Origin of the sequence: uncultured Streptococcus sp. (assembly GCF_963525625.1) — a bacterium.
In the GTDB taxonomy this organism is placed as follows: domain Bacteria; phylum Bacillota; class Bacilli; order Lactobacillales; family Streptococcaceae; genus Streptococcus.
In genome coordinates, this window is sequence record NZ_CAURLD010000033.1 from 1 (window position 1) to 12,506 (window position 12,506).

The 12,506-nt window shown below is 38.0% G+C and carries 19 protein-coding genes, 1 tRNA gene and 1 pseudogene; 19 read left to right on the forward strand and 2 right to left on the reverse strand.

The annotated features are described in order from the left end of the window. The 11 genes and pseudogenes from RYK49_RS11220 to RYK49_RS11270 form a co-directional block, all read left to right on the forward strand. A pseudogene (locus RYK49_RS11220) lies at window positions 1-347 on the forward strand (hypothetical protein); the annotation flags it as partial. A gap of 7 nt (window positions 348-354) precedes the next feature. Then, window positions 355-1,050: a PoNe immunity protein domain-containing protein gene (locus tag RYK49_RS11225; RefSeq protein ID WP_314865725.1), complete on the forward strand. Its 696-nt coding sequence runs from the start codon at window positions 355-357 to the stop codon at window positions 1,048-1,050. Between the two features lie 271 nt (window positions 1,051-1,321). Further along, window positions 1,322-1,495: a hypothetical protein gene (locus RYK49_RS11230; RefSeq protein ID WP_314831116.1), complete on the forward strand. Its 174-nt coding sequence runs from the start codon at window positions 1,322-1,324 to the stop codon at window positions 1,493-1,495. Window positions 1,496-1,502: 7 nt separating this feature from the next. Beyond that, window positions 1,503-2,192 (forward strand): PoNe immunity protein domain-containing protein, encoded by a 690-nt coding sequence (locus RYK49_RS11235; protein WP_314831115.1) that lies wholly within the window; start codon window positions 1,503-1,505, stop codon window positions 2,190-2,192. 267 nt (window positions 2,193-2,459) lie between these two features. Then, window positions 2,460-2,633 carry a hypothetical protein gene (locus RYK49_RS11240; RefSeq protein WP_314865726.1) on the forward strand — a complete coding sequence of 58 codons (174 nt, stop codon included), beginning with the start codon at window positions 2,460-2,462 and terminating at the stop codon, window positions 2,631-2,633. A 5-nt stretch (window positions 2,634-2,638) separates the two neighbouring features. Beyond that, window positions 2,639-3,331 carry a PoNe immunity protein domain-containing protein gene (locus RYK49_RS11245; protein ID WP_314865728.1) on the forward strand — a complete coding sequence of 231 codons (693 nt, stop codon included), beginning with the start codon at window positions 2,639-2,641 and terminating at the stop codon, window positions 3,329-3,331. A gap of 191 nt (window positions 3,332-3,522) precedes the next feature. Then, entirely contained in the window at window positions 3,523-3,966 is a 444-nt protein-coding gene (locus RYK49_RS11250; protein WP_314831112.1) for a DNA/RNA non-specific endonuclease, read from the forward strand. Window positions 3,967-3,975: 9 nt separating this feature from the next. Continuing rightward, the gene (locus RYK49_RS11255; RefSeq protein ID WP_314831111.1) at window positions 3,976-4,422 is read left to right on the forward strand and encodes a hypothetical protein; all 447 of its coding nucleotides are present in this window, start codon (window positions 3,976-3,978) and stop codon (window positions 4,420-4,422) included. Window positions 4,423-4,595: 173 nt separating this feature from the next. Further along, complete coding sequence (locus tag RYK49_RS11260; RefSeq protein WP_314831110.1) at window positions 4,596-5,150, forward strand: hypothetical protein; 555 nt, start codon at window positions 4,596-4,598, stop codon at window positions 5,148-5,150. A 47-nt stretch (window positions 5,151-5,197) separates the two neighbouring features. Next, window positions 5,198-5,506 (forward strand): hypothetical protein, encoded by a 309-nt coding sequence (locus tag RYK49_RS11265; RefSeq protein WP_314831109.1) that lies wholly within the window; start codon window positions 5,198-5,200, stop codon window positions 5,504-5,506. After that, entirely contained in the window at window positions 5,499-5,930 is a 432-nt protein-coding gene (locus RYK49_RS11270; RefSeq protein WP_314865730.1) for an SMI1/KNR4 family protein, read from the forward strand. The genes RYK49_RS11265 and RYK49_RS11270 overlap by 8 nt, the downstream gene beginning before the upstream one ends. A gap of 564 nt (window positions 5,931-6,494) precedes the next feature. On the opposite strand, the gene RYK49_RS11275 is transcribed toward RYK49_RS11270, so the two are convergent. Next, on the reverse strand, window positions 6,495-6,737 hold the full coding sequence (locus tag RYK49_RS11275) for a type B 50S ribosomal protein L31 (protein ID WP_002895374.1): 243 nt from the start codon (window positions 6,735-6,737) through the stop codon (window positions 6,495-6,497). Window positions 6,738-6,844: 107 nt separating this feature from the next. After that, window positions 6,845-7,780: a bifunctional oligoribonuclease/PAP phosphatase NrnA gene (locus tag RYK49_RS11280; RefSeq protein WP_314865732.1), complete on the reverse strand. Its 936-nt coding sequence runs from the start codon at window positions 7,778-7,780 to the stop codon at window positions 6,845-6,847. A gap of 105 nt (window positions 7,781-7,885) precedes the next feature. Here RYK49_RS11280 and RYK49_RS11285 point away from each other — a divergent pair, with 105 nt between their 5' ends. The 8 genes from RYK49_RS11285 to cas9 form a co-directional block, all read left to right on the forward strand. After that, window positions 7,886-8,326, forward strand: coding sequence for a flavodoxin (locus RYK49_RS11285; RefSeq protein WP_060976016.1), 441 nt, complete (start codon window positions 7,886-7,888; stop codon window positions 8,324-8,326). Between the two features lie 124 nt (window positions 8,327-8,450). After that, a complete protein-coding gene (gene sufB / locus RYK49_RS11290; RefSeq protein WP_314865736.1) occupies window positions 8,451-9,833 on the forward strand; it encodes a Fe-S cluster assembly protein SufB in 1,383 nt (460 codons plus the stop codon). 274 nt (window positions 9,834-10,107) lie between these two features. Further along, the gene (locus RYK49_RS11295) at window positions 10,108-10,371 is read left to right on the forward strand and encodes a chorismate mutase (RefSeq protein ID WP_002930629.1); all 264 of its coding nucleotides are present in this window, start codon (window positions 10,108-10,110) and stop codon (window positions 10,369-10,371) included. Next, window positions 10,371-10,745: a fluoride efflux transporter CrcB gene (gene crcB, locus RYK49_RS11300; RefSeq protein WP_314831621.1), complete on the forward strand. Its 375-nt coding sequence runs from the start codon at window positions 10,371-10,373 to the stop codon at window positions 10,743-10,745. Before RYK49_RS11295 ends, crcB (RYK49_RS11300) begins: the two co-directional genes overlap by 1 nt. Next, the gene (gene crcB, locus RYK49_RS11305) at window positions 10,742-11,068 is read left to right on the forward strand and encodes a fluoride efflux transporter CrcB (RefSeq protein ID WP_314831620.1); all 327 of its coding nucleotides are present in this window, start codon (window positions 10,742-10,744) and stop codon (window positions 11,066-11,068) included. Before crcB (RYK49_RS11300) ends, crcB (RYK49_RS11305) begins: the two co-directional genes overlap by 4 nt. Window positions 11,069-11,186: 118 nt before the next feature. Continuing rightward, entirely contained in the window at window positions 11,187-11,534 is a 348-nt protein-coding gene (gene rplS / locus RYK49_RS11310; protein WP_009660455.1) for a 50S ribosomal protein L19, read from the forward strand. Between the two features lie 40 nt (window positions 11,535-11,574). Beyond that, window positions 11,575-11,646, forward strand: a tRNA-Arg gene (locus tag RYK49_RS11315). Between the two features lie 309 nt (window positions 11,647-11,955). Beyond that, window positions 11,956-12,506 (forward strand): type II CRISPR RNA-guided endonuclease Cas9 (gene cas9 / locus RYK49_RS11320; protein ID WP_314865739.1); only part of this gene is annotated, 551 nt, incomplete at its 3' end.

Consider the following 12,506-nt stretch of genomic DNA (forward strand, 5'->3'; position numbering starts at 1 on the left):
GTCAGTTTGGTTATGAGCGCATCAGCAAAGACATGGTAACGGGCTTAGATGATGCTGGTCGTCAGGGAATTGATGGTGTTTACTACAATCCAAATGGTCACCCACCTTATATCATTTCGGAGGCTAAGTATAATAAAGCTAAGCTTGGAAATACACTTTCTGATGGTAAGCAGATGAGTGAACGATGGATTAGGAATCGACTTAATAAAGCGGTTGGAAAACGTCAGGCTGAAATCATTAGGGATGCCATTGAATTTGGTGATGTTCAAAGCCATCTGTTTAATATTAAGCAAGATGGGCGTATTATTGTCAATCAATTAGATGAAATGGCTAAGAAAATGAAGTGAGGAAAGTATGTTTAGAGACAAATATAAAGATGAAAAATATTTTCAGAATGAATATGATTTTAATTTTAAAGCATTTGAACGAAGAGAGTCTGATTCACATAAATCACGTGTTCTGCCACAATATATAAACAGATACTATTCTACTCAATCTCTTTATTCTAGAGAACTCATATCTATTTGTTATTCTTTGGGGCATTCGTTAGAAGAGATTTATAAATGGTTCAAGATTAGTTTGAGATACTACCAACTTTCTTATGGAGCTTTTGAAAGTATCTATGACTTGATGGATTACTTCTCATTAGCTGTTCTATTTGAAGATCGTAAAGAAGAATTTATTGAAGATGTAGAAAAGATTTTCAGTAAGTATCAGTCCTTTGTAGATGCAGGTGAGCAGTTTGAAGAAGGCTACATTGATACATTAGCTATCTATTTATTAGAAGGCCGAGTAGAGAATTTCCGTTCCCATCTAGAGTATCTCAATATGATTGGGAATGATGCGGATAGTGTCATTGAAGCACAGAAATTCTGGTACTATGCCCACTCAGAAGCCTCATGGTATGACACACATAAGACAGAGGATGCCTATTATGGCTATTGGAGTTTTGATACCGCTGCCCTTTGCAAGATGCGTGGTATTTATGATGAACGTTTCAAGGATTTGGATTTTTTCCCGTATGACCTCTTGGTTCAGGAAGATAGATAATACCTAATTTGACCACCTTTTGAGGTGGTTTTTTGTGGTTTGCCAAACTCTAGTATATATGAATTGTGATATACTAGGATTGTAGAGTTACTACCGTCAGTTTGGTTATGAGCGCATCAGCAAAGACATAGTAACGGGCTTAGATGATGCCGGGCGCCAGGGAATCGATGGTGTTTACTACAATCCAAATGGGCACCCACCTTATATCATTTCGGAGGCTAAATATAATAAAGCAAAATTGAGTAAAGGCTTAGCGGATGGAACAGATCAGATGGATTTGCGCTGGATTGAAAGTAGATTAGAAAAAGCGGTTGGAAAAGAACTAGCTGATGAAATTAGATTCCAAAAAGTGCTTGGAAACGTTCAAAACCATCTATTTAATGTTAAACAGAATGGTAACATTATTGTTAATCAACTGGACGATATGGCAAAGAAAATAAAGTGAGATGTATATGACTAGAGACAAATATAAAAATGATATATATTTTAATGATCGGATAAACTTTTATGAAAAATCATTAAGACGTTTTTTGGAGCTTGAAACTGAGATACCGAGAGAAAGATTGAGATATGTTTATGCTCCTTTGAGTGATTATTATTTAAAGCTAGTATATAATGAATATTCTAAAGGTGGAGAAATAGAGAAAATATTTGAATATTATAAATCAAGTTTATATTTTTATTCACTGCTATATGAAACAAAAGATAGTATTTATACGCTAATTGATTACCTCTCTCTAGCTGTTTTGTTTGAGGATAGTAAGGAAGAATTTATTCAAGATATAGAAAAAATTTTCAGTAAGTATCAGGCCTTAGTAGATGCAGGTGAGCAGTATGAAGACGGCTACATTGATACTTTAGCTCTCTATTTATTAGAAGGTCAAGTAGAAAATTTCCGTTCCCATCTAGAGTATCTCAATATGATTGGTAATGATGCGGACAGTGTTATCGAGGCACAGCAATTCTGGTACTATGCTCACTCAGATGCTTGGTGGTATGACACACATAAAGCTGACGATGCATACGATGGCTATTGGAGTTTTGATACCGCTGCCCTTTGCAAGATGAGAGGAATCTATGATGAACGATTCAAGGATTTGGATTTCTTCCCGTATGACCTCTTGGTTCAGGAAGATAAATAATACCTAATTCGACCACCTCTTGAGGTGGTTTTTTTTGAGGTTTGCCAAACTCTAGTATATTTGAATTGTGATATACTAGGATTGTAGAGTTACTATCGTCAGTTTGGTTATGAGCGCATCAGCAAAGACATAGTAACGGTCTTAGATGATGCCGGGCGCCAGGGAATCGATGGTGTTTACTACAATCCAAATGGTCACCCACCTTATATCATTTCGGAGGCTAAATATAATACGGCTAAGCTTGGAAAAACTGCAGATGGCAGGCAGATGAGTAAGGAATGGATTGACAATAGATTATTAAAAGCTGTCGGGGAGGAAAACTACAACAAAATTCGCCTTGCTTCATTACAAAGGGATTTGCAAAGTAATCTATTTAATATTAAAAGTGATGGTAATATTATTATTAATCAATTAGATGATATGGCCAAGAAAATAAAATGAGGGATATGATGTTTAGAGATAAGTATAAAAATAAGGAATATTTTTTAGCAAGAAAGCTTTTTTTAGAAAAGAGTTCCAGAGAATTTATATCTTTACAGTCGACTTTACCAATGGATAAAAAAGATTTATTAAATTTATACCTTGCTGGAGATTACAGAAATCTAACTCAAGTTTTATATTCTATTGGTGAGGATATTGAAAGTGTATTTAGTTGTTTTAAAGATAGTTTGTCTTACTATAGTTTAATATATAGTGAGAGTTCAGGTATTTTCACTATTATTGACCACCTGTCTCTAGCAGTTCTTTTTGAAAATCGCAAAGACGAGTTTCTAGATGATGTAAAAGTTTTATTTGATAAATATGTACAATATTCTAAGCAAGACGAAAGTGTTCAAGACGGCTATATCGAGACATTAGCTCTTTATTTATTAGAAGGTCGAGTAGAGAACTTCCGTTCCCGTTTAGAGTATCTGAATATGATTGGAAATGATGCGGATAGTGTCATTGAAGCGCAGAAGTTCTGGTACTATGCCCACTCAGAAGCCTCATGGTATGACACGCATAAGACAGATGATGCCTATTATGGCTACTGGAGTTTTGATACCGCTGCCCTTTGCAAGATGAGGGGTATCTACGATGAACGATTTAAAGATTTAGATTTTTTCCCATACGACCTCTTGGTTCAGGAAGATAAATAATATCTAATTTGACCACCTTTTGAGGTGGTTTTTACATTCTGTGTTTGTATGATATAATAAATTGAATTTGCTCTTGATTTTCAATCAATCATCTTCATGATAGAATCAAATTAGTTGGTAGAAACTTAAGAAAGTCTCAAACGAGAAATTGGATAGATGAAGCTAGTGAAATTTTAACAGATGGAAGTCATATGGATGGAAAAGTTCCTAAACCTAATGTGGTATATGAGGCTGGAGAACATCGCTATCTTTACCGTACTGATGAGGTGGGCCGTATCGATCGGGCGTATGCCGAAGATTTACAATTAAAACTCCATGAAGATAGATTACGCCATAACTCCAATACTCTAGATAAAGAAATCGGGGATCATGCAGGGCATATATTTGGAGATTTGTTTGGTGGATCACCTGAGTTGGATAACCTTGTTTCACAAGCTAAAGATGTCAATCTAAAAGAATATCGTCGTATTGAACGTGATTGGGCAGATGCTTTAAAATCAAATCCACCAAAGAAAGTTGAAGTGGACATTAAGATTAACTACGAGGGCTCTTCAATGAGACCAAGTAGTTTTGAAGTTAATTATAAGATTGATGGTATTCGTCACAAGGAAATAATTAAAAATGTTAATAAATAGGAGAGAAAAATGACACAATTTGAAGATAAATTTATGGAAGTTCAGGCTGGTATGATTTCGTTAGCAATGGAATATGTCCAAAATCAAGCAGAAAAAGTATATATTTATTGCATTTCTGAAGAAGCGTTGCAATCATATAAAGTATTTTATATGATTAACGGTATTGTAATTGAAATGGATAAAGTTAATGAAGTTGCGACAAAAAAAGTAGATGATTCTGATAATATGGCATTCGCTGTATTGAGATACGGAGCTGAAGATATACAGAAATTGATTGATGTTTGTCGAGAATATGGCCGTGAACACCCAACTGAAATGTGGTTGATTTATGATGCTCAGAAAAATAGCCTTGATAGTCGCTATAGTTATGAAGGACGTTATGATAAGGATGAAGAATTACTTCCACGACTAGAGTTTGAAAAATGGTTTGAGGAAGTTAAGGAAAAGCAGGTATAAAGTAAGAGAAAGCGATTTTCACAGCACTCATCTTATTTTTGTTCTAAGTAAAAAAGCTGAGTTGAATCAATTTTTCAATTCAGTTTTTTTGCAAGCTCCCTATCTGTAAAAATATGGTGAAGTTTGATTAGCTGTATGAAGTTTCATGGATTGGACCTGCTAAGTTAGCTAAGATGGCTGGTGGGAGCAAGCTAGTCAGCCGTTTGGCTCAGGCGCCCAAGATTCAGAAGGGAATATCTTATTTTAAAAAAGCTCGTACTATGCTGACTAACAGTCATCTGGGTATGTTGGCTCGAGAAAGTTATGGAGCGACCAAGAACTTCTTTACTAGTCGATTTGGCAATCTATGGGATGACTTTAGCCGCACGAAGTTCGCCTTTGCGGGCTTAGACGATTTCCATTATGCGGATGACATCGGTAAGCACACAGCTCGACTGTACCAGAGTACGGGTGAAGGAGCAGAGTATCAACGCTTGCGTCGGGCCCTCTATAGCGAGGCGGGTGAGCAGAGTGGTCGGAAAATCAGCCAAGAATTCCGTCAAGAAGCCAGTGAACAACTGGCTAAGCATAGTGATGATGTAGCTAAAGGCGTGAAAGATGCTACCAGACAAGATCTTACAGATCAATTTGTAGAGAGTTCTTTTAATGGTAATTTAATTAAAGAATATGTGAAAGATGTTAAACTAAATACAATAGGAACATCCCTAATAATCAGATTGAGGAATTAAAGAATGGATTACGTCTGAGAGAGTGCGAAAAACTCTCACCAGTTGAGGTGGCTAAACATCGTGCAGAATTTAATAGGCTCAAAAATTCTCTAATTGACGAATGGGAATTGAAAACTGGTCAGACTTGGCCTACATATTTAGAAGATGTCATCGGCAAAAATGGAAATGTTGTCAGAAAAGCAGGCTCTGAGTATGACGCTCATCATATTATTTTATTGAAAATTCTTATGGTGGCAATAATGAATGGTGGAATATTCACTCTGCTAGATTTCCAAATGAACATCAAGCTGGTATACATAGAGCTGGATCACCAGCTAGAGAACTATTTAATTAAAGAGGGTATATTAAATGTTTGAAGAAATTAAATTAAATCCTTTAAATAAGTTTTATCCGCTCAATATAGATTCAATTAAAAAGAGTGAATCAAAGTTAGGTATCGAGATACCTCAGTTGCTTAAGGAATTTTATATAGAAGTTGGATATGGCTTTATTAAAAGTAAGGTGGATAATGTAAACCGTGTCATGGATCCAGAGTCAGTTTTGGACTTTAGATTGAGACAAAATGACTTTGAGTTTTATCCAGACATTGAAATATTTGATGACTTCGAAGAAGATAAATTAGTATTTTTTGAAGCCAATGAAACTGTCATGATTTCAATAGGATTTGGTTCTGATAACTTTGGAAAAATTTACTATTATGATATGGAAATTTTTAAGAATCTTAAAGAGTTTTTTGATAAGTTGTTAGAGGATGATACATTCTATTATAATTTATTTTAGTTATAGATTATGTTAGTGTTTTTGCCAAGAAATTAGATTGCAACGTGTATGAAATGCTAAAGATTGATGAAAGTAAGTCTGACCAAGATATAGCGAATGATTTTTTAAAATTTCCAATGATAATATTATCGAAATTTATTATGTATGATAGAATAAAAATTTTCCCTAATGCGATGATGTATATCTCTTTGATGAGTCAGATTAAAAAGATAACACTATTTCATTTAGGCTAATTTTACAGAATTTTAGCAATACTCCATCAATAAATTTATAAAATGATTAAAAAGGTCAGTTTTGCTGATCTTTTTACATAGTGAGTTATTATAATCTTTAGCTGCTGTGACGAAAATTCAAATAGCCGATTCTTTCAGTCAGAGCAGGGTGCTATTGAGAAATGCTCGTTCAAGTCGTAAATTATAAAATTCTCATAGCCGTGAGAGTGATGACATAAATCAATATATTTTATAAATGTTGTACAAAAAATTATGCATTTTCATATAGATGATTCTAGTACTTTATTGTTAAGTGTTCAAATACAAAAAAAGCACCGATTGGTGCTTATGATTATTTGAGACCGTATTTTTTGTTGAAACGATCCACACGTCCATCTGCTTGAGTGAACTTTTGACGTCCAGTGTAGAATGGGTGTGAGTCTGATGAAATTTCTACACGGATCAATGGGTAAGTTTCCCCTTCGAACTCAACTGTTTCGTTTGAACGCTTAGTTGAACCACTAAGGAACTGGTAGCCGGTAGAAGTGTCCATGAAGACAACTGGGCGGTATTCTGGATGAATATCTTTTCTCATTTTACAAAAATTTCCTTTCTGCCATGGTCTCTTTGCGAGCCATAGATTAGTTACTTTGATAGTTTATCAAATTCTGGTTGATTTGACAAGACTTTTAGACTAATTTCTTACTTTTTTGCCAATTCTTTCATCTCAGTGTAGATTTGCTCGATTTCTTCTTTAGAAAATGCATTGGCTCCGCTGGCTAATGGGTGTCCTCCGCCGTGATGATTTTTAGCAATACCGTTGATAGGAATAATCTTGCTGCGCATGCGGACACGGTAGTGACCTTCAGGCTGCTCAACAAAGATAGCCCACAGACCGACTTCTTCAATTCGTCCAGGTGCCCCGACAATGGCTGCTGTGTCAGCATCGGTCAGTTGATAGGCTTGTAAAATTTCCTGAGGCAGAATGACCCGCGCAGTACCATTTTCATCTATTTCCAATTGCTCATATACATAGCCCTGCAGTTTAGCTACTTGGCGGCTGATAGAGTCCATTTTGCGAGACAAGGTTGATAAGTCGAAATCGTACTGGCGTAGCTTGGCAGCTACTTCGAATGTGCGGGCGCTAGTAGAAGGATAAAGGAAGCGGCCAGTGTCGCCGATGATACCAGCATAGAGAAGTTCTGCAGCTTCCTTGCTCAATTCTAAGTCATTTTCAAAGGCAAAGAGAGCAATCATTTCACTGGCACTGCTGGAGCTTGTATCGACTAGAGAAATATCTCCGTAAACCTCATCATCAGGATGATGATCGATTTTGATGAGGAAATCGCCTGTCGTGTAGCGTTGGTCGTCAATGCGGGCTGTATTAGCGGTGTCACAGACAATGACTATGGCCTCTTGGTATTCTTCATCTGCGACTTGGTCCATTTGCGCTAACCACATGAGGTTGGGTTCATCGTAGCCTGTCACTTTGATCGTCTTTTCTGGGAAGTGGTACTGAAGCAGCTTTTGCAGTCCGACCTGACTGCCAAGAGCATCAGGATCTGGCCGCATATGGCGATGGATGATAATAGTATCGTATTCTTTTATTTTACTTAAAATATCATGATAAAGAGTCATAAATAACCTCGTCAACTTTCTTTACCCATTGTAGCATAAGAGTTTTTATTTTTAAAATAAAAAAGATATGATATAATGAGAGCAGATTAGAATTTGGAGGAAACTATGACCTTAGCGAAAATTGTATTTGCCAGCATGACTGGAAACACCGAGGAAATTGCTGATATTGTGGCGGATAAGCTAAGAGAACTGGATGTAGAAGTTGAAGTGGACGAGTGCACCACTGTCGATGCAGAAGATTTCTTGGAAGCAGATATTGCGATTGTAGCGACCTATACCTATGGTGATGGTGAGCTGCCTGATGAGATGATGGACTTCTACGAAGACTTGTCTGGTTTGGATTTGTCTGGCAAGGTCTACGGAGTGGTCGGTTCGGGCGATACTTTCTATGACGAATTCTGCAAGGCTGTCGATGACTTTGATGCTGCCTTTGCTGCTACAGGAGCGGTGAAGGGTGCAGAAAGCGTTAAAGTAGACCTATCTGCAGAAGATGATGATATTGCGCGCTTGGAAGCTTTTGCAGAAGGCTTGGTTAATAAAGTTTAAAGTGATAAATAGAGGAAACGGCTGCGGCCGTTTTTATTTTGCGAAAGTGTTATTTTCTGACAATTCTCATGATTAGGAGTATAATATAGGTAAGCGCTATCCATCAGATAAAGGAGGAGTTCCTATGAAAGAACGCGACTATGCCTTTGGCTTTCATGATGATGTCAAGCCGCTCTTTTCGACTGGTAAAGGCCTGACAGAAGAAGTAGTTCGAGAAATCTCAGAAATCAAGAATGAGCCCCAGTGGATGCTTGACTATCGTCTGCGTTCCTTGGAACTCTTTCATAAGCTTCCCATGCCCGACTTTGGCCCTGATTTGTCAGGGATTCGCTTTGATGATGTTATCTATTATCAAAAGCTAAGCGGAGATCGGGCTCGAAGTTGGGATGAAGTCCCAGAAGAGATTAAGAAAACCTTCGACCGCCTGGGAATTCCAGAAGCCGAGAAGCGCTTTCTATCTGGAGCTGTGGCTCAGTATGAATCTGAAGTGGTTTACCACAATATGAAGGAAGAGTTTGCTAAGCTGGGGATTATCTTTACTGATACGGATACGGCTGTCCAGGAATATCCGGACTTGGTCAAGCAGTATTTTGGTACTGTGATTTCAAATGCTGAGCATAAATTTTCTGCTCTTAATAGTTCGGTTTGGTCCGGCGGAACCTTTATCTATGTGCCCAAGAATGTCCAGTGCCAAGTTCCTGTTCAGACCTATTTTCGTATCAATGGTGAAAATGCCGGCCAGTTTGAGCGCTCCTTGATGATTATCGAGGAGGGTGGCTCTATCCAGTATATCGAGGGTTGTACAGCACCGACTTACACAAGCAATAGTCTTCATGCTGCAAATGTCGAAATCATTGTCAAAAAGGATGCCTTTTTCCGCTATACAACCATTCAAAATTGGTCGGACAATGTCTATAACCTCGTAACGGAGCGGGGGATTGTTGAAGAAGGCGGCACCTTGGAGTGGATTGATGGTAACTTAGGCAGTAAGGTCAATATGAAATATCCTTGTAGCGTCCTCAATGGTCGAAATGCCAGAACTTCTGTCCTCTCTATGTCCTTTGCCAACTATGGTCAGCACTTAGATGCGGGCTGCAAGGTTTTTCATAATGCGCCCAAGACTTCCAGTACCTTGATTTCTAAATCAGTGGCCAAGGATGGCGGCAAGACAGACTATCGTGGGCAGGTTCGCTTTGGCAAGAATAGCGCTGGCTCCAAATCTCATATCGAGTGCGATACCATTCTGATGGATGGTGAGTCCAGTTCCGACACCATTCCTTTTAATGAAATCCATAATTCCAATGTCGCGTTAGAGCATGAAGCCAAGGTTTCCAAAGTATCTGAGGACCAGCTCTACTATCTGATGAGCCGAGGAATCAGCGAAGAAGAAGCCACAGCTATGATTATCAATGGATTTATGGAACCTATTACCAAAGAACTTCCAATGGAATACGCCGTCGAACTCAACCAACTCATCAACATGAGTATGGAAGGCTCAGTTGGTTAAAAAGGTCCAGTGGACCTTTTTAATCTGCGGATAAAAACTCGCTTTTGCGAGTTCTCCTTAATCCAAGGTCCGGGGGACTGTTTTAGGTTGTGGATAAGGACTCGGTTGAGCGAGTGCTCTTTAATAAGGTTCGGGGAACCTTTTTAATCTGTAGATAGGGACTCGCCTTTGCGAGTTTTCTTTTAATCACGGGACTTGGACCTTTTTATTTAGAATTTAACTAGAAAATTTTACTATATTTTGATATGATAGATAAAATATAAGGAGGAAGTAGATGACGTTAGAGGAAATCAGACAGGAAATCGATCAAGTGGATGATGCAATTGTTGCCCTGCTGGAGCAACGCATGAATCTGGTTGGCCAAGTCGTGGCTTTAAAGAAATTAACAGGCACAGCTGTCTTGGATAGCAAGAGAGAAGATGTGATTTTTGCCAGAGTGGCGGATAAGGTTGAAAATAAGGACTACAAGGAAACTGTTGTTGCGACCTTTTCTGACATTTTAAAACGTTCGCGTGAATTTCAAAATAAAAAGCTCTAATGAAAGAAGTACAGAACTCGATAGCTGTGGCTTTATCTGCGATGGTAGGCGGTTGGCTACGTTACCAAGTAGCGCTCATATCAGTGTTTGATGATTCATTTCCGCTGGCTACCTTACTGGTCAATTATTTGGGAACTTTTTTGCTGGTCTATATCATCAAGGGCTATCTTAGCAGTAAAGTTAAGTCTCAGTGCCTAATTCTAGCGCTTTCAACCGGTTTTTGCGGAGGTTTGACGACTTTTTCTGGTCTTCTGCTAGACAGTATCAAACTAGCAGATTCAGGGCGCTATATGGAGCTTCTTATCTATCTAGTCTTAAGTGTAGGTGGTGGACTTGCAATCGCCCTATGGGCTGGAAAGCAGGTGAAGTCATGATGTGGGCGATATTAATCTGCTGCGGCGCTGGTTCTCTTGTGCGTTATGTTTTCTCCAAGGTCAATAGCAGAGCATCTCTACCGATTGGGACTTTATTGGCAAATCTGCTAGGTGCTTTTCTAATCGGCTATTTTTATAATCATATAGAAGACAAGCAGCTTTATGTGATTTTGGCAACAGGTTTCTGTGGTGGACTAACGACGTTTTCCACTTTGAATGCTGAGCTAGCAGATCTCTTTTCAGAGAGAAAGAAATTTGTTCTCTATTTGGCTTTGACTTATATCCTCGGATTTTTAGCGATTCTTTTGGGAATTTTCATTTAAACATCTTTACATTTTTAGAAATTTTGATATAATATAGTTTGTGCCTAATGGAAGCACAAAAAACGACTAATCCGCTGCGGTCGTGAACCTTAAGATTAGTAAGATAGGAGTAGAAAAAATGAATCCATTAATCCAAAGCTTGACTGAAGGTCAACTTCGTACTGACATCCCTGCATTCCGTCCTGGTGACACTGTCCGCGTTCACGCGAAAGTTGTCGAAGGAACTCGCGAACGTATCCAGATCTTTGAAGGTGTGGTTATAGCTCGTAAAGGTGCTGGTATCTCAGAAACTTACACCGTTCGTAAAATCTCTAACGGTATCGGTGTTGAACGTACTTTCCCAATCCACACTCCACGTGTTGACAAGATTGAAGTCGTTCGTTACGGTAAAGTCCGTCGTGCTAAATTGTACTACCTTCGTGCATTGCAAGGTAAGGCAGCGCGTATCAAAGAAATTCGCCGTTAATCTTAGAAAGACTCTGTCGTTGGGCAGAGTTTTTCTCTAAGTCCCCTTAGTTCAATGGATATAACAACTCCCTCCTAAGGAGTAGTTGCTGGTTCGATTCCGGCAGGGGACATGGATATGAAAAACTACGTTGTCAAACGTAGTTTTTTTCTATGTTTAAATAAAAAATCTATAAAATAAATTGTTTTTTTAGGAAATAGGAGTACAATACGGTTAGTATAGAAAATAAAAAAGCACCGAATCGGTGCGCACTTTTTCAAGTTGAATACGGACTGGGCTTAAGAACCACTGCCTTATTTTAACTTGCTGTGTTGTTTCGAATAGTTCCAACAAAGTAATTATATAATATTTTTCTTTAAATGTAAACATTTTTGTGTTAAAATATTGACATAAAAAACAAATTTATAAAAGGGGATTTTTTATGAAGAAACCATATTCAATAGGACTTGATATCGGAACTAACAGCGTCGGATGGGCCGTCATTACGGATGACTATAAGGTGCCATCGAAAAAGATGAAAGTTCTGAGCAATACTGATAAACACTTTATCAAGAAAAATCTAATTGGAGCTTTATTATTTGATGAAGGGACTACTGCTGAAGATAGACGTCTAAAACGAACAGCGCGCCGTCGCTATACCCGTCGAAAAAATCGTCTTCGCTATCTTCAAGAAATCTTTTCTGAGGAAATAAGCAAGTTGGATAGTAGTTTCTTCCATCGTTTAGATGACTCCTTTTTAGTTCCTGAGGATAAGAGAGGAAGTAAATACCCTATTTTTGCTACCTTGGAAGAAGAAAAAGAATATCATAAGAAATTCCCGACTATCTATCATTTGAGAAAACACCTGGCGGACTCAAAAGAAAAAACTGACTTGCGCTTAATCTATTTGGCATTAGCTCATATGATTAAATACCGCGGACATTTTTTATATGAAGAATCTTTCGATATTAAAAACAATGATATCCAAAAAAT

What these genes read in the sequence shown, in the direction of transcription:
- RYK49_RS11225 (WP_314865725.1), top strand. Translation starts at nt 355, where the DNA reads ATGTTTAGAGACAAATATAAAGATGAAAAATATTTTCAGAATGAATAT.
- RYK49_RS11230 (WP_314831116.1), top strand. Translation starts at nt 1,322, where the DNA reads ATGGATTTGCGCTGGATTGAAAGTAGATTAGAAAAAGCGGTTGGAAAA.
- RYK49_RS11235 (WP_314831115.1), top strand. Translation starts at nt 1,503, where the DNA reads ATGACTAGAGACAAATATAAAAATGATATATATTTTAATGATCGGATA.
- RYK49_RS11240 (WP_314865726.1), top strand. Translation starts at nt 2,460, where the DNA reads ATGAGTAAGGAATGGATTGACAATAGATTATTAAAAGCTGTCGGGGAG.
- RYK49_RS11245 (WP_314865728.1), top strand. Translation starts at nt 2,639, where the DNA reads ATGATGTTTAGAGATAAGTATAAAAATAAGGAATATTTTTTAGCAAGA.
- RYK49_RS11250 (WP_314831112.1), top strand. Translation starts at nt 3,523, where the DNA reads ATGGATGGAAAAGTTCCTAAACCTAATGTGGTATATGAGGCTGGAGAA.
- RYK49_RS11255 (WP_314831111.1), top strand. Translation starts at nt 3,976, where the DNA reads ATGACACAATTTGAAGATAAATTTATGGAAGTTCAGGCTGGTATGATT.
- RYK49_RS11260 (WP_314831110.1), top strand. Translation starts at nt 4,596, where the DNA reads ATGGCTGGTGGGAGCAAGCTAGTCAGCCGTTTGGCTCAGGCGCCCAAG.
- RYK49_RS11270 (WP_314865730.1), top strand. Translation starts at nt 5,499, where the DNA reads ATGTTTGAAGAAATTAAATTAAATCCTTTAAATAAGTTTTATCCGCTC.
- RYK49_RS11275 (WP_002895374.1), bottom strand. Translation starts at nt 6,737, where the DNA reads ATGAGAAAAGATATTCATCCAGAATACCGCCCAGTTGTCTTCATGGAC.
- RYK49_RS11280 (WP_314865732.1), bottom strand. Translation starts at nt 7,780, where the DNA reads ATGACTCTTTATCATGATATTTTAAGTAAAATAAAAGAATACGATACT.
- RYK49_RS11285 (WP_060976016.1), top strand. Translation starts at nt 7,886, where the DNA reads ATGACCTTAGCGAAAATTGTATTTGCCAGCATGACTGGAAACACCGAG.
- sufB (WP_314865736.1), top strand. Translation starts at nt 8,451, where the DNA reads ATGAAAGAACGCGACTATGCCTTTGGCTTTCATGATGATGTCAAGCCG.
- RYK49_RS11295 (WP_002930629.1), top strand. Translation starts at nt 10,108, where the DNA reads ATGACGTTAGAGGAAATCAGACAGGAAATCGATCAAGTGGATGATGCA.
- crcB (WP_314831621.1), top strand. Translation starts at nt 10,371, where the DNA reads ATGAAAGAAGTACAGAACTCGATAGCTGTGGCTTTATCTGCGATGGTA.
- crcB (WP_314831620.1), top strand. Translation starts at nt 10,742, where the DNA reads ATGATGTGGGCGATATTAATCTGCTGCGGCGCTGGTTCTCTTGTGCGT.
- rplS (WP_009660455.1), top strand. Translation starts at nt 11,187, where the DNA reads ATGAATCCATTAATCCAAAGCTTGACTGAAGGTCAACTTCGTACTGAC.